The organism is Klebsiella sp. RHBSTW-00215 (assembly GCF_014103785.1).
GTDB lineage: Bacteria > Pseudomonadota > Gammaproteobacteria > Enterobacterales > Enterobacteriaceae > Klebsiella.
On sequence record NZ_JABXQS010000001.1, the window covers coordinates 4,186,245 to 4,201,581 of the forward strand.

The 15,337-nt window shown below is 52.7% G+C and carries 15 protein-coding genes; 9 read left to right on the forward strand and 6 right to left on the reverse strand.

Annotation, left to right across the window (positions count from 1 at the left end; all coding sequences use genetic code 11):
- Window positions 1-171 precede the first annotated feature (171 nt).
- From cysB to acnA, 4 genes are all read left to right on the forward strand, one after another.
- Window positions 172-1,146, forward strand: coding sequence for an HTH-type transcriptional regulator CysB (cysB, locus tag HV127_RS19835; protein WP_110273501.1), 975 nt, complete (start codon window positions 172-174; stop codon window positions 1,144-1,146).
- 286 nt (window positions 1,147-1,432) lie between these two features.
- The gene (locus HV127_RS19840; protein WP_042934497.1) at window positions 1,433-2,413 is read left to right on the forward strand and encodes an IS5-like element IS5 family transposase; all 981 of its coding nucleotides are present in this window, start codon (window positions 1,433-1,435) and stop codon (window positions 2,411-2,413) included.
- A gap of 177 nt (window positions 2,414-2,590) precedes the next feature.
- Entirely contained in the window at window positions 2,591-2,758 is a 168-nt protein-coding gene (locus HV127_RS19845) for a YmiA family putative membrane protein (RefSeq protein ID WP_110273500.1), read from the forward strand.
- A gap of 394 nt (window positions 2,759-3,152) precedes the next feature.
- The gene (acnA, locus tag HV127_RS19850; protein ID WP_182238149.1) at window positions 3,153-5,825 is read left to right on the forward strand and encodes an aconitate hydratase AcnA; all 2,673 of its coding nucleotides are present in this window, start codon (window positions 3,153-3,155) and stop codon (window positions 5,823-5,825) included.
- A 45-nt stretch (window positions 5,826-5,870) separates the two neighbouring features.
- Here the strand turns inward: acnA and ribA are convergent, their stop codons facing one another.
- Window positions 5,871-6,461, reverse strand: a complete 591-nt coding sequence (gene ribA, locus HV127_RS19855; RefSeq protein ID WP_110273498.1) for a GTP cyclohydrolase II — start codon at window positions 6,459-6,461, stop codon at window positions 5,871-5,873.
- A 161-nt stretch (window positions 6,462-6,622) separates the two neighbouring features.
- Here ribA and pgpB point away from each other — a divergent pair, with 161 nt between their 5' ends.
- The 5 genes from pgpB to yciH all read left to right on the forward strand — a co-directional run bounded on the left by pgpB (window position 6,623) and on the right by yciH (window position 10,267).
- On the forward strand, window positions 6,623-7,390 hold the full coding sequence (gene pgpB / locus HV127_RS19860) for a phosphatidylglycerophosphatase B (RefSeq protein ID WP_182238150.1): 768 nt from the start codon (window positions 6,623-6,625) through the stop codon (window positions 7,388-7,390).
- A 135-nt stretch (window positions 7,391-7,525) separates the two neighbouring features.
- Entirely contained in the window at window positions 7,526-7,834 is a 309-nt protein-coding gene (locus HV127_RS19865) for a LapA family protein (protein ID WP_110273496.1), read from the forward strand.
- A gap of 6 nt (window positions 7,835-7,840) precedes the next feature.
- Complete coding sequence (gene lapB / locus HV127_RS19870; RefSeq protein ID WP_181482501.1) at window positions 7,841-9,010, forward strand: lipopolysaccharide assembly protein LapB; 1,170 nt, start codon at window positions 7,841-7,843, stop codon at window positions 9,008-9,010.
- Between the two features lie 193 nt (window positions 9,011-9,203).
- Complete coding sequence (gene pyrF / locus HV127_RS19875) at window positions 9,204-9,941, forward strand: orotidine-5'-phosphate decarboxylase (protein ID WP_182238152.1); 738 nt, start codon at window positions 9,204-9,206, stop codon at window positions 9,939-9,941.
- The gene (gene yciH, locus HV127_RS19880) at window positions 9,941-10,267 is read left to right on the forward strand and encodes a stress response translation initiation inhibitor YciH (RefSeq protein WP_110273493.1); all 327 of its coding nucleotides are present in this window, start codon (window positions 9,941-9,943) and stop codon (window positions 10,265-10,267) included. Before pyrF ends, yciH begins: the two co-directional genes overlap by 1 nt.
- Window positions 10,268-10,362: 95 nt before the next feature.
- Here the strand turns inward: yciH and osmB are convergent, their stop codons facing one another.
- From osmB to HV127_RS19905, 5 genes are all read right to left on the reverse strand, one after another.
- Window positions 10,363-10,587 carry an osmotically-inducible lipoprotein OsmB gene (gene osmB, locus HV127_RS19885; RefSeq protein ID WP_181486436.1) on the reverse strand — a complete coding sequence of 75 codons (225 nt, stop codon included), beginning with the start codon at window positions 10,585-10,587 and terminating at the stop codon, window positions 10,363-10,365.
- A 272-nt stretch (window positions 10,588-10,859) separates the two neighbouring features.
- The gene (locus HV127_RS19890) at window positions 10,860-11,609 is read right to left on the reverse strand and encodes a DNA-binding transcriptional regulator YciT (protein WP_182238154.1); all 750 of its coding nucleotides are present in this window, start codon (window positions 11,607-11,609) and stop codon (window positions 10,860-10,862) included.
- 74 nt (window positions 11,610-11,683) lie between these two features.
- Window positions 11,684-11,866, reverse strand: coding sequence for a hypothetical protein (locus tag HV127_RS19895; protein ID WP_182238156.1), 183 nt, complete (start codon window positions 11,864-11,866; stop codon window positions 11,684-11,686).
- A gap of 175 nt (window positions 11,867-12,041) precedes the next feature.
- Window positions 12,042-13,976: an exoribonuclease II gene (locus tag HV127_RS19900; protein ID WP_182238158.1), complete on the reverse strand. Its 1,935-nt coding sequence runs from the start codon at window positions 13,974-13,976 to the stop codon at window positions 12,042-12,044.
- A gap of 81 nt (window positions 13,977-14,057) precedes the next feature.
- Window positions 14,058-15,215 carry a carboxymuconolactone decarboxylase family protein gene (locus HV127_RS19905; protein ID WP_182238160.1) on the reverse strand — a complete coding sequence of 386 codons (1,158 nt, stop codon included), beginning with the start codon at window positions 15,213-15,215 and terminating at the stop codon, window positions 14,058-14,060.
- Between the last annotated feature and the right edge of the window lie 122 nt (window positions 15,216-15,337).

The window sequence follows — 15,337 nt, forward strand, 5'->3', positions numbered from 1 at the left end:
CTAATCTCTTTTTTATTATCAAATCGTCTTATACATCATCGTTTTCAGGATGCGTTGTGGCGCCAGCATGGCGAGTCGCAGGGATGGTAGGGTATTGCTTGCCTGCCAGGAAGTCGCCTGAACGTAAAATGTATTAAGCGGGTTCATTTTACGCGTTATCGGATATCAGCCATGAAACTACAGCAGCTCCGCTACATCGTTGAGGTTGTTAACCATAATCTGAACGTCTCCTCTACTGCCGAAGGGCTGTATACCTCACAGCCAGGCATCAGCAAGCAGGTCCGCATGCTGGAAGATGAGCTGGGAATTCAGATTTTCGCCCGCAGCGGCAAACATTTAACTCAGGTGACTCCCGCCGGGCAGGAGATCATCCGCATTGCTCGTGAAGTATTGTCAAAAGTGGATGCGATAAAGTCGGTCGCCGGTGAACACACCTGGCCTGATAAAGGTTCGCTGTACGTTGCGACCACTCATACTCAGGCTCGCTACGCGCTCCCGGGAGTGATTAAAGGGTTTATCGAGCGCTATCCGCGCGTCTCATTGCACATGCATCAGGGCTCGCCAACGCAGATCGCTGAGGCCGTCTCGAAAGGTAATGCTGACTTTGCGATCGCGACCGAAGCGCTGCATCTCTATGATGATTTAGTCATGCTGCCGTGCTATCACTGGAACCGCTCCGTGGTTGTGACGCCGGAGCACCCGCTGGCTTCCCGAGGTTCGGTATCTATCGAGGAACTGGCGCAGTATCCGCTGGTGACCTACACCTTCGGGTTTACCGGTCGTTCCGAGCTGGACACTGCTTTTAACCGTGCCGGGTTGACGCCACGCATTGTCTTTACCGCAACCGATGCTGATGTAATAAAAACTTACGTGCGCCTGGGCCTTGGGGTAGGGGTTATTGCCAGCATGGCAGTCGATCCTGTCTCCGATCCGGATCTGGTCAAACTTGATGCCAACGATATTTTCAGCCACAGCACGACTAAAATCGGCTTCCGTCGCAGTACCTTCCTGCGAAGCTATATGTATGATTTTATTCAACGTTTCGCCCCACATCTGACGCGTGATGTCGTCGATACCGCTGTGGCATTGCGTTCAAATGAAGATATTGAAGCGATGTTCAAAGATATTAAGTTACCGGAAAAATAAGCGTAAAAATAATAATGGCATCCTCAAGGGGATGCCAAATCCTATGATGGCCTATAATTGAATATCTAAACCTCGTCTGAATCACAATTTTTGCTAACTCATCCTACCACATTTGCAAATATACCCGTCGCGATCAAAGTATTGATGAAATTTATCTTCTGAGAGGCAAATTCACTGGATTAATACTGAATCCATAATTAAGATTTATCTGTACTTAGGGAAGGTGCGAACAAGTCCCTGATATGAGATCATGTTTGTCATCTGGAGCCATGGAACAGGGTTCATCATGAGTCATCAACTTACCTTCGCCGACAGTGAATTCAGCAGTAAGCGCCGTCAGACCAGAAAAGAGATTTTCTTGTCCCGTATGGAGCAGATTCTGCCATGGCAAAACATGGTGGAAGTCATCGAGCCGTTTTACCCCAAGGCTGGTAATGGCCGGCGACCTTATCCGCTGGAAACCATGCTACGCATTCACTGCATGCAGCATTGGTACAACCTGAGCGATGGCGCGATGGAAGATGCTCTGTACGAAATCGCCTCCATGCGTCGGTTTGCCCGGTTATCCCTGGATAGCGCCTTGCCTGACCGCACCACCATCATGAATTTCCGCCACCTGCTGGAGCAGCATCAACTGGCCCGCCAATTGTTCAAGACCATCAATCGCTGGCTGGCCGAAGCAGGCGTCATGATGACTCAAGGCACCTTGGTCGATGCCACCATCATTGAGGCACCCAGCTCGACCAAGAACAAAGAGCAGCAACGCGATCCGGAGATGCATCAGACCAAGAAAGGCAATCAGTGGCACTTTGGCATGAAGGCCCACATTGGTGTCGATGCCAAGAGTGGCCTGACCCACAGCCTAGTCACCACCGCGGCCAACGAGCATGACCTCAATCAGCTGGGTAATCTGCTGCATGGAGAGGAGCAATTTGTCTCAGCCGATGCCGGCTACCAAGGGGCGCCACAGCGCGAGGAGCTGGCCGAGGTGGATGTGGACTGGCTGATCGCCGAGCGCCCCGGCAAGGTAAGAACCTTGAAACAGCATCCACGCAAGAACAAAACGGCCATCAACATCGAATACATGAAAGCCAGCATCCGGGCCAAGGTGGAGCACCCATTTCGCATCATCAAGCGACAGTTCGGCTTCGTGAAAGCCAGATACAAGGGGTTGCTGAAAAACGATAACCAACTGGCGATGTTATTCACGCTGGCCAACCTGTTTCGGGCGGACCAAATGATACGTCAGTGGGAGAGATCTCACTAAAAACTGGGGATAACGCCTTAAATGGCGAAGAAACGGTCTAAATAGGCTGATTCAAGGCATTTACGGGAGAAAAAATCGGCTCAAACATGAAGAAATGAAATGACTGAGTCAGCCGAGAAGAATTTCCCCGCTTATTCGCACCTTCCTTAGTTGTTATTAACGATTGGTGGTGAAAAAATGATTAGTGATATCGATTATATGAAGTATGCGATGTCACAGGAACGTGACAAGACTGAGATAGATCCGGTTTTGAGAAGTAAGGCCTGGAGCGCCGTTATCCTTGGGCTTGCGATGTTCTGGAGCGTCATTGCTCTGGTTGTCTGCAACGTGTGGTTACTTAACTAGAGCACATTTCCAGTCAAATTGATTGTGTCTTTTTTATGACAAACTGGATTTGAGAACTATTTCTATTCGATAAAATAACAGTCATAAGGAGTATATATTTTTTGCCTTTTTGGTCTCTCTCTATAAATTTACTCTGCTGAACTAATCGTCAAAATAGTGGCGATTAGTTCTTCTTTTGTACTCGTGTACTAATACAACTCCGCAGTAATAAAACGCACCTCATTCAAACCTTCTCAATATTTTTAGCACCCATTATTCAAAATTTCTGTCTTGATGCGTTTCATCGATTTTAGCAATTTGGGTTGTTATCAAAATGTTACGTCAAAGATGTGTTATCTTTAATAATGTCCCTGAGGAGGATCAGGGCTTGCTATCCCTATGTTAAGGAGGAGCTATGTCGTCAACCCTACGAGCCGCCAGCAAGGAAACCTTACAGGTTAATGATAAGACCTGGCATTACTACAGCTTACCGCTGGCCGCCAAAGAATTGGGCGATCTGTCACGTTTACCTAAATCGCTCAAAGTACTACTGGAGAACCTTCTGCGCTGGCAGGACGGTGATTCGGTGACCGCCGAAGATATTCACGCCCTGGCCGGATGGCTGAAAAATGCTCATGCTGATCGAGAGATCGCCTACCGACCGGCGCGTGTGCTGATGCAGGATTTTACCGGTGTTCCCGCAGTGGTGGATCTGGCAGCGATGCGTGAAGCGGTAAAACGCCTGGGAGGCGATACCGCCAAAGTGAATCCGCTCTCTCCCGTCGATCTGGTCATTGACCACTCGGTGACGGTAGACCGCTTTGGCGATGATGATGCATTTGAAGAGAACGTCCGTCTTGAGATGGAGCGTAACCACGAACGCTACGTATTTTTGCGCTGGGGACAGCAGGCGTTCAGCCGCTTCAGCGTGGTGCCGCCGGGCACCGGGATTTGCCACCAGGTTAACCTTGAGTACCTTGGCAAGGCGGTATGGAGTGAAGAGCAAAACGGCGAATGGGTGGCGTACCCGGATACCCTGGTCGGGACCGACTCGCATACTACGATGATCAATGGCCTCGGCGTACTGGGGTGGGGCGTTGGGGGCATCGAAGCGGAAGCCGCGATGCTGGGGCAGCCTGTTTCCATGCTGATCCCGGATGTTGTCGGTTTCAAGCTGAGCGGCAAGCTGCGTGAAGGTATCACTGCCACCGACCTGGTGCTAACCGTGACGCAAATGCTGCGCAAACACGGCGTAGTGGGTAAATTTGTCGAGTTCTACGGAGATGGACTTGATTCACTACCTCTGGCAGACCGTGCCACCATCGCTAATATGTCGCCGGAGTACGGCGCGACATGCGGTTTCTTCCCTATTGATGCCGTCACGCTGAGCTATATGCGCCTGACCGGGCGCAGCGAAGAGCAGGTGGCGCTGGTGGACGCCTATGCGAAAGCGCAGGGGATGTGGCGACAGCCAGGGGATGAACCGGTCTTCACCAGCTCTCTGGCGCTGGATATGGGGACCGTAGAAGCTAGCCTGGCAGGGCCGAAGCGTCCGCAGGATCGCGTTGCTTTGGGTGATGTCCCTAAAGCTTTTGCCGCCAGCGCCGAGCTGGAAGTTAACCATGCGCAGAAAGACAAACGGTCCATCGACTATACGTTGAACGGACAGCAATATTCACTGCCGGATGGTGCGGTGGCGATTGCCGCGATTACCTCATGTACCAACACTTCTAACCCCAGCGTGTTGATGGCCGCCGGCCTGCTGGCAAAAAATGCTGTCGAGCGGGGACTAAAGCCGCAGCCGTGGGTGAAGGCCTCGCTGGCGCCGGGTTCGAAAGTGGTCTCCGACTATCTGGCCCACGCAAAGTTGACGCCATTTCTTGATGAGCTGGGCTTTAACCTGGTGGGGTATGGTTGTACTACCTGTATCGGTAACTCCGGGCCGTTGCCGGATCCGATTGAGCGCGCAATCAAACAGGGCGATTTGACCGTCGGGGCCGTGCTTTCCGGTAACCGTAACTTTGAGGGCCGAATTCATCCGCTGGTGAAAACTAACTGGCTGGCCTCGCCACCTCTGGTTGTAGCTTACGCGCTGGCGGGCAATATGAACCTCGACCTAACCCGCGATCCGTTGGGCATCGGCAAAGACGATCAGCCCGTGTATCTGAAAGATATCTGGCCAAGTGGAGCAGAAGTCGCGCATGCGGTTGAGCAGGTTTCGACGGAGATGTTCCATAAGGAGTACGCCGAGGTGTTTGAAGGGACGCCCGAATGGCGGTCGATAAAAGTCGATCGCTCTGATACCTACGACTGGCAGGATGACTCAACCTATATTCGCCTGTCGCCGTTCTTTGACGACATGGGCATTGAACCCAAACAGGTAGAAGACATTCATGGCGCGCGCATTCTGGCGATGCTGGGTGACTCAGTGACGACTGACCACATTTCACCGGCGGGTAGCATCAAAGCCGATAGCCCGGCGGGTCGTTACCTTCAAAATCATGGCGTTGAACGCACCGATTTTAACTCCTACGGTTCGCGACGCGGAAACCACGAGGTGATGATGCGCGGTACGTTTGCCAATATCCGTATTCGCAACGAAATGGTGCCCGGAGTGGAAGGAGGGATGACGCGCCATCTTCCCGATAGTGAACCTGTCGCGATTTATGATGCGGCAATGTTGTACAAAGATGAAGGCACGCCGCTGGCGGTGATTGCCGGGAAAGAGTATGGCTCAGGCTCCAGCCGCGACTGGGCAGCGAAAGGACCGCGTCTACTTGGCGTCAGGGTGGTTATTGCCGAATCTTTTGAGCGTATCCACCGCTCGAACCTGATTGGGATGGGGATATTGCCGTTAGAATTCCCGCAGGGTGTTACGCGTAAAACGCTGGGACTCACTGGTGAGGAGAGGATCGATATCAGCAACCTGCAATCACTGCAGCCGGGGATGACGGTTCCGGTGACCCTAACCCGAGCAGATGGCAAACTGGACGTTATAGACTGCCGCTGTCGTATCGATACCGCCACTGAGCTGACGTACTACCAGAACGATGGCATTTTGCATTATGTCATTCGCAATATGCTATAAACAAAGAGGGCCAGCGTATGCTGGCCCTGAATTTTTCTGCCCGGATTATTTATTGAGCAAGTGCCCCATTTTGGCGGCTTTCGTATCCAGATAGTGCGCATTTTTCGGGTTACGACCCACGATCAGCGGTACGCGTTCAACAATGTTGATTCCTGCTTCGGTCAGAATTTCGACTTTCTTCGGATTGTTGGTTAACAGGCGCACTTGATCGACGTTGAGCAACTTAAACATATCGGCGCACAGCGTGAAGTCGCGCTCATCGGCGGCAAAACCGAGCTGATGGTTAGCTTCGACCGTGTCATAACCCTGATCCTGTAAAGCATAGGCGCGGATTTTGTTCAGCAGGCCAATATTGCGCCCTTCCTGACGGTGATATAGCAGGATGCCGCGGCCCTCTTCGGCAATATGCGACAATGCCGCTTCTAGCTGAAACCCGCAATCACAACGCAGACTAAAAAGGGCATCGCCCGTTAAGCACTCTGAATGTACGCGAGCCAGAACGGGGATCTGCCCCGAGATATCGCCAAAAACCAGGGCAACATGATCCTGCCCGGTTGCCAGTTCTTCAAAACCCACCATGAGAAAATCGCCCCATGGGGTTGGCAGTTTGGCTTCTGCCACACGTTTAAGCTGCATGTGATTCTCCAGATTCTATCAGCACCTGACTGTGCTTCTGTTTGCCGCTATTTTGCCACAACGGCGTGACGTTCTCCTAATTGCGCACGGCTGCTTGCGTGCAAAGCGCACAAACGAACGACTTTCCGTTATGATATCCAGGTCAATGATAAGGAGACGAGATGCTGTTGATTGCCAGACGAACCGCCGTTGGCGCGGCGCTGTTATTGGTTATGCCTGTTGTAGTCTGGATTTCCGGCTGGAAATGGCATCCAGGGTTGCCGGAAGGGGTGATGAAGCTGTTGTATTGGGTGACCGAAACGGTGACTCAACCCTGGGGCGTCATTACCCACGTTATCCTGTGCGGCTGGTTCCTGTGGTGCCTGCGTTTTCGTCTACGGGCGGCAATCGTGCTGTTTCTGATTCTGGCGGCTGCAATTTTGCTCGGGCAGGGCATGAAATCCTGGATTAAAGTTCGCGTGCAGGAGCCTCGGCCCTTCGTCATTTGGCTGGAAAAGACGCAACAAGTGCCGGTGAATCAATTCTACGCATTGAAACGTAAAGATCGCGCTAAACTGGTGCATGAGCAGTTAGCGCAAGAGCAGCAAATTCCTAAATTTCTGCGTAAGCACTGGCAGAAAGAGACTGGATTCGCTTTCCCATCCGGCCACACGATGTTTGCCGCCAGTTGGGCATTGCTCGGCGTTGGTTTGCTGTGGCCGCGGCGTCGTTGGGTCACTCTGGCGCTACTGCTAACATGGGCCACTGCGGTGATGGGCAGCCGCCTGGCGCTTGGTATGCACTGGCCGCTGGACTTGATCGTGGCAACCGTGATTTCCTGGCTGCTGGTTACCCTGGCGACCTGGCTTACGCAACGGTTTTGTGGTCCGCTATCGCCGCCGGGAGAAGAGGCTCAGGACATTAAAAAAAGGGCTGCAGCCCCGGAGTAATGTTGATTTTACCGCCATCAGGCCGCATATCCTGTACTGGCGTTGTGCATTTCCATTTCACCGCTGCGGCGAAAATGATACTTTATAGGGCTGAACGCGGGATTTTTTCGCGCAACCCACATAACGGGAAGTAATGTGAAATATTTACTCATTTTCTTACTGGTGTTAGCGATCTTTGTCATTTCAGTGACGCTGGGTGCGCAAAATGACCAGGTAGTCACTTTCAATTATTTGCTCGCGCAGGGTGAATTCCGGATTTCGACACTGCTGGCCGTCCTGTTTGCTGCTGGTTTTGCTATTGGTTGGCTGATTTGCGGCCTTTTCTGGCTGCGCGTTCGCGTCTCGCTGGCGCGTGCTGAACGTAGAATCAAGCGTCTGGAACACCAGATCGCGCCAACCAGCGCTACACCTGCGCAAGCCGGTGTTCCTGCGGTGAAGGAATAATCATTTATGTTGGAGTTGTTGTTTCTGCTTTTGCCCGTTGCCGCTGCCTACGGTTGGTATATGGGGCGCAGAAGTGCACAACAGTCCAAACAGGACGATGCGAGCCGTCTGTCACGTGATTATGTGGCGGGGGTCAACTTCCTGCTGAGCAATCAGCAGGATAAAGCCGTTGATCTATTCCTCGATATGCTGAAAGAGGATACCGGTACCGTTGAAGCCCACCTGACGCTTGGTAACCTGTTCCGCTCCCGCGGCGAGGTTGACCGGGCCATTCGCATTCACCAAAGCCTGATGGAAAGCGCTTCGTTGACGTATGACCAGCGACTGCTGGCCGTACAGCAACTCGGTCGCGACTACATGGCCGCTGGTCTGTATGACCGTGCGGAAAGCATGTTTAAACAGCTGGTGGATGAAACCGATTTTCGTCTCGGCGCCTTGCAACAGCTGCTGCAAATTTATCAGGCAACCAGCGACTGGCAGTCCGCTATCGAAATGGCAGAACGTTTGGTTAAGTTGGGCAAAGATAAACATCGCGGCGAAATTGCCAATTTTTGGTGTGAGCTTGCCTTACAGCAAATGGCGGGTAACGATCTGGATAAGGCCATGACGTTACTGAAAAAAGGTGCCGCTGCCGATCGTAATAGCGCTCGTGTCTCCATCATGATGGGCAGGGTATGGATGGAAAAGGGCGATTATGCCAAAGCGGTAGAGAGCCTGGAGCGCGTCATCGAGCAGGACAAAGAACTGGTCGGCGAAACGTTAGATATGCTGCAAACCTGTTACCAGCAGCTGGGCAAAACCGATGAGTGGGAAGCGTTTTTGCGCCGCTGCGCAGAAGAAAATACCGGGGCGACCGCTGACTTAATGTTGGCGCAAATCCTTGAACAGCGGGAAGGTATGGAGTCGGCGCAAAACTACGTCACGCGTCAGTTGGAGCGTCATCCAACGATGCGGGTGTTCCATAAGCTGATTGACTACCATATCAACGAGGCTGAAGAGGGGCGAGCGAAAGAGAGCCTGGGCGTTTTACGCCAGATGGTCGGTGAACAGGTTCGCAGTAAGCCGCGATACCGCTGCCAGAAATGTGGTTTTACCGCCCATACCCTGTACTGGCACTGTCCATCCTGTCGCTCATGGGCAACAATTAAGCCAATTCGCGGCCTTGATGGGCAGTAGATTAAAAAAAATCCGCGTTTTAGTTACAACATACTAAAGTGTTTTTTATCCTTCATTTCCTTTGGCATCGGAAGTAAACCCGCCTGGCAGGGCGGGAAATACAACCTGTCATTTTCGCCTCATCGCAGGTAGAATGCTGCCCGTTTACCTTTTTTGCGCCACACTGGCGCCCATCAACAATTAAGGTCCGGTCATGACGTCTACTGCTATATCTTCTTCCCGCGTTGTCACATCCTCTCCCATTGTTGTTGCTCTCGATTATGATAACCGTGATAAAGCGCTGGCATTTGTCGACCGCATCGACCCACGCGACTGTCGCCTGAAGGTTGGCAAAGAGATGTTTACTCTGCTGGGGCCGGAGTTTGTCCGCTGTCTGCACCAGCGTGGTTTTGAGGTTTTCCTCGACCTGAAATTTCACGATATTCCAAATACCACGGCGCGGGCGGTAGCTGCTGCGGCAGAACTCGGCGTCTGGATGGTCAACGTTCATGCCTCCGGCGGCGCGCGCATGATGACCGCCGCACGTGAAGCCTTGCTACCATTTGGTAATGATGCGCCGCTGCTGATCGCGGTGACCGTATTAACCAGTATGGAAGCCAGCGACCTACAGGATCTGGGCATTACGCTTTCCCCAGCCGATTATGCCGCGAAGCTGGCGGCGCTGACCCAGAACTGTGGCCTAGATGGCGTTGTTTGTTCAGCACAGGAAGCGGTGCGCTTCAAACGGGAACTAGGTCAGGCATTTAAGCTAGTGACGCCAGGCATTCGTCCGCAAGGCAGCGATGCAGGCGATCAGCGGAGGATCATGACGCCGGAACAGGCGCTGGCCGCTGGTGTTGATTATATGGTCATTGGTCGCCCGGTGACTCAGTCTGCCGATCCGGCCGCCACGCTAAGTAGTATTAATGCATCATTGAACAAGGGGGCGTGATGAGCGATTCCAACAGTCGTCTGGTGTATTCGACGGACAGCGGGCGTATCGATGAGCCCAAACAGGTACAAGAGCGTGCGAAAGGTGATGGCATTGTGCGCATTCAGCGCCAGACTAGCGGTCGCAAAGGCAAAGGCGTGTGCTTGATTACAGGTATCGATGAAAACGACGAGGCGCTGGCTAAGTTGGCTGCTGAACTGAAAAAGAAATGTGGCTGCGGCGGTTCAGTGAAGGATGGCGTGATTGAGATTCAGGGTGATAAGCGTGATTTACTCAAATCACTTCTCGAAGCGAAAGGTATGAAGGTTAAACTGGCGGGCGGCTAATAATAAGGCCACGATATGCGTATCGTGGCCTTAATTTTTTTGCTGGAGAATCAGTTAGCTAATATAAATTTTTATTTTATTTCGTGTGATGAATATTATTTACCTACCTGGTGACCAATAATACCGCCGACTGCGGCGCCGCCCAGCGTACCCAGGGTGCTACCGTCAGTTAACACTGCACCACCGATTGCGCCGGCACCCGCACCGATAGCGGTGTTACGATCGCGTTTAGACCAGTTAGAACAAGCGCTCAGAGACATTGCAACTGTTATTGCCAGGACCGCAGCGGCCATTTTTTTGTTCATTGAAGTCATCATAATTTTCTCCTGAATAATCTATTCACGGATACAACTTCCTATAAGCATAGCTTGTTACTTCTGCTTAAGGGGTATTCCATGAAGCTAAGTTGCGCAGGTGTTACTCTAATCACGCAGGTGATAGTCACTTCCTGTTATATCGCTAACATTAATTTTACTTTCTATAAAATTTTCAGGGAGGTAAAAAGTCTTAATTCAGGTGTCAGAAAAGTCTCAGACGAAGCATGGGCCGGGTATTTACCCGGCACAGTGAGGAGTTGCAGCGAAATAGGGAATTAGGGGTGATTAACGATATCGACAGTTAATCCGCACGCAGCCAGCCGATCGCGAACGGCATCGTTTAGGTTGTCGTCGGTAATAATGCGATTAAATCGTTCTACAGGGCCTAGCGGATAGGGGTGAACAACGCTGAACTTCGAGCTGTCGCTTAGCACAATCGCTTCACAGCCTTTTTCCAGCACCGCGTTGACGACATCGGCGCGCATCATATCCCGGCCGGTAAACCCGGTTTCAGCTTGCCAGCCATCGATACCAATAAAGGCCTTGCTGAAGTGAACTTGTTGAATGAACTGCCGCGTCAGTGGGCCAACCATACTTTCGCTGCGTTTTTGGTAAATCCCCCCCAGTAGAATGACTTCTCCGGGCGTCTCTTTAAGCAGGTGAGCGATATAGCTACTGACGGTGATGATGGTGATATCGCCACGCTCAGCAAGCGTACGGGCAAGCAGGGCGTTGCAGCTGCCGTTTTCGATAAACACCGTCTCGCCGGAAGAAACAAGCTTAGCGGCTCGCGTTGCCAGCTCTCGTTTAATAGAAAAGTTGGTCATCATGCGGGTTTCCACATCTTCGCTATCCAGAGGAACAGCGAAACCATGGGTACGTCGCAGATAGCTCTGCTTTTCCAGTAAATTCAAATCCTGGCGAATAGTGACTTCAGAGACACCGGTCATCTTCGCGAGATCGGACACGCTCATACGGCCTTTATCAATGACCATTTGCAAAATACTTTGTTGTCGGGCGTTCATAGCAACATCACAGTTAAAGGGCTATTTGAGGCTGACAATCGGCGCTGAACGGCCGACCGCGGCGATAAAGGTTTTTAGATTTCCCACGGCGCTTTAGTTTGGCCGGGCTTGGCTTCCTGTTCGTCACTAGAAAGCGCCTGCAGTTCAGCTTTTAGAATTTCCAGGTTATGAATGGCGGAGTGATAATCTCCGGCAACCAGGATATCCAGCACGGTATCAATACGTTGGGCGAGCAGGCGGGCATTCAGATCTGACATGGCGTAATCCTGGTTACAAATGTGAATAAAATCAATGATGCTAAAAACGGATGAAAAAGAGAAGCGAAAAAAACTCACAACCTAACTCATCTACTATTATTAGCGGAAAACGCGCAGGAAAACAACGGGAAGGGCCAGGATGCGGCTCCGAACGGGAGCCGCACAGGGCAGTCTATCAGGCGGCAGGACGCGCAATCACGCTGCGGGTTTCCATGCGAACTTCGGCAATCGTGACGTCGATTACGTCGGTCACTTTGTAGACGACTTCACCTTTAATCTGCACGGTACCATTTTCCTGGCTGCAAACCAGTTCATCGCGAACGGCGTGCAGGAACGGAGCCGGGATAAAGGCGACAGCACCGTTATCGACCAGACGCACGCGCATTCCACCGCGGCTGACATCAATGATTTCAGCAGCAAAACGCGTATCGGTTCCGGCTTTTGGGCTCAGATAACGGGCGTATAGCCAGTCACCGACATCGCGCTCCGCCATGCGGTTAAGACGACGGCGGTCCGCCATCTGTACCGCAACGTCATCCTGTGGACGCGCAATGGTTTCCCCTTTGATAACCGCTTTCAGCAGACGATGGTTGATCATGTCGCCGTACTTACGGATCGGTGAGGTCCAGGTCGCGTAAGCTTCGAGGCCCAGACCGAAATGAGGTCCCGGCTCGGTGCTAATTTCCGCGAACGACTGGAAGCGACGAATGCGGCTGTCGAGGAAGCCAGACGGCTGCGCGTCCAGCTCGCGACGCAGCTTGCAGAAGCCTTCGAGCGTCAGTACTTCCACCGGGTCAACGTGTACATCGTGCGTCTTCAGCAGCGCAGCCAGTTGCTCGGTGTTTGCCGGATCAAAACCGGTATGGACGTTATAGACGCCGAAACCGAGTTTATCGCGCAGCACGCGGGCAGCGCAGATATTGGCGGCAATCATCGACTCTTCAACAATGCGGTTGGCGATACGACGTGGTTCGGCAACGATATCCAGCACTTCACCTTTCTCACCCAGCACAAAGCGGTAGTCCGGGCGGTCTTTAAACACCAGCGCGTGGGTTTTACGCCATTCGCTACGGCGTAGGCAGACATCCTGCAGCAGTTTGATTTGCTGAGCGATGGCATCGCTCTCTGGCTGCCAGCTGCCGTTATTTTCCAGCCAGTCGGAAACATCATCGTAAGCCAGTTTCGCTTTGGACATGATGGTGGCAGTGAAGAATTCGATATCGTCTTCAATGGTACCGTCATCAGCCAGAATCATACGGCAGGCCAGAACCGGACGAACTTCGTTGGCGCGCAGGGAACACAGGTCGTCAGACAGCTCGCGCGGCAGCATTGGGATATTGAACCCCGGCAGATAGTTGGTAAAGGCACGAATTTTCGCCGCGTTGTCCAGCTTGCTGCCTTCAGCAATCCAGGCGGTCGGATCGGCGATAGCGACGGTCAGGTGCAGTTTACCGTCCGCGGCAAGCTCTGCGTACAGGGCATCGTCCATATCTTCGGTGCTGGCGCTGTCGATGGTCACAAAAGTCAGAGCCGTTAGGTCGCGGCGCTCCAGACCTTCGTCGAGCATTTCAGTTGCTACGCCATCCGGCGCTTCTTTTTCCAGATTGTGGCGCGCGAGGGTAACCCACCACGGTACAAAATGGTCATCGCCATAGGTGATGAACTGGGTCAGCTCGGCATAGAAGCCGCGATCGCCTTTCAGTGGATGACGGCGCATTTCAGCAACGGCCCAGTCACCCTCTTTAAAATCATGCTCAACGCCGCGAACGGCCCGGCAGGGAATGGCATCTTTCAGCAGCGGATGATCAGGAACGATGGAAAGACGGTCATCTTTCTTATGAACTTTGCCGACAAAACGCGTCAGAAAAGGCTCAACCAGCTCTTCTGGCTCAGCGCTTTCGCGTTCTTTTTCAGTATTGACCACGGCAATAATACGGTCGCCGTGCATCACTTTTTTCATTTGCGGCGGCGGAATAAAATAGCTTTTCTGCGAGTCGACTTCCAGGAAGCCAAAGCCTTTTTCCGTCCCCTTAACGACCCCTTCAACGCGCGGAGTCTGGGAATGCAGTTGCTGTTTAAGCTGCGCTAGCAGCGGGTTGTCCTGAAACATAATTTCTTATTTTCGTGGCTAAAAGAGCGGCTGACATTTTTACGCGAATATGCCTGCCTCAGCAAGCGCTGTTTCAGCATTTTACGTCTGCTGACACACATTCCCGAGGGCGATTTTCAGTCGATTCATCCAACCGCACAGCCCGCACCAGGCAAGAAGGTCGATAGCCGAAGTGCGAGAGAGTCCGTATTCAATAAGGGGAGTTAGCTGGGCGGCGCTGAAGCGGTCTGGGGCTCGGGTCAAAAGCTGGACGGCCTGTAAAATGACACGCTCCTGGGGATGTTGCAGCTCCCATGCCTGAGCGTCTGCCCCATGACCACGCAAAGCCTCAATAAGGTCTGGCAAATCCGGACATCGTGCGACCCAGGCGTTAAAGCAGCTGGTGCTACCGTTAATGCGTGCGGTTATCAGCGCCACCTGACTGACAAACTGTTGCGCGTCGCTGAGATGTGTCAGAACTTGTCCCAGCACACTAAGAGGTGGCTCCTGTGTCGCCAGCAGCGGTGCCAGTTCGAACAAACCGGGATGCTTCTGCCAGTCAGCTAACAGCGATTGACGCTCATCATTGGCGTAGTGTAAATCTGAATCGTCCAGGCCCGGCTGCCAGTCGACATCACTTGCGGCAAAAAGCGCTTCTGGCGCATCTTCCTGCTGCGGCATGCCGGGTATCCAGCGAACCGGATAACCTAATGCGGCCTGGAGTGCGGCGATAGCGCGGGCCTGAAAGCCGACAAAGCCAACAATCTGATTGATCAGAATAATATCGCGGCTGGTCAAGCCCACCTCATCCAACTGACTGCGGGATAGCGCGTTAATAACCGAAGGCGAACTGGCAAGCTGGCGAGCATATTGCGTGATCTGTGCCAGACGACGGTTGCTCTCTCGCGAAGAGTCCGGGCCGGGAAGCGGTGCCAGGCGGGCAGCATAGTGGTTACACAGGCGCTGTACGCCGTAAACCTGTGCCACGGTCAGCGCAGTACTTAGCCGGTCGTAGGCATTAAATGTTTGCAAGCGGCTCACAACCACTGTCGTCGGGAAGAAGGCATCGGCTAACTGACGGGCAGGCGCTATCCAACGCGCATGCGCCTGGAAAAGATCTTCGGGCAGAGTCAGGTCGAGTAGAAAGCGATCTTCGACATGGGCGGCTTCAGGGACGAGCGGCAATACATCCACCGGGCAGATTGTTGACTGGGTCTCATGATACCAGTGGTTTTTGCCGTTAACGCGGCGTTGCTCCATGGGGGATCCTTGTTCGGTATGTGGCAAACCACCGTTTCGCGGTTGCGCTATGCTGAACTATCCTGGCTTAACCCCGGAGCGGGAGAAAATATTGATACGTGCTAACAAATAGCGGATTGGAA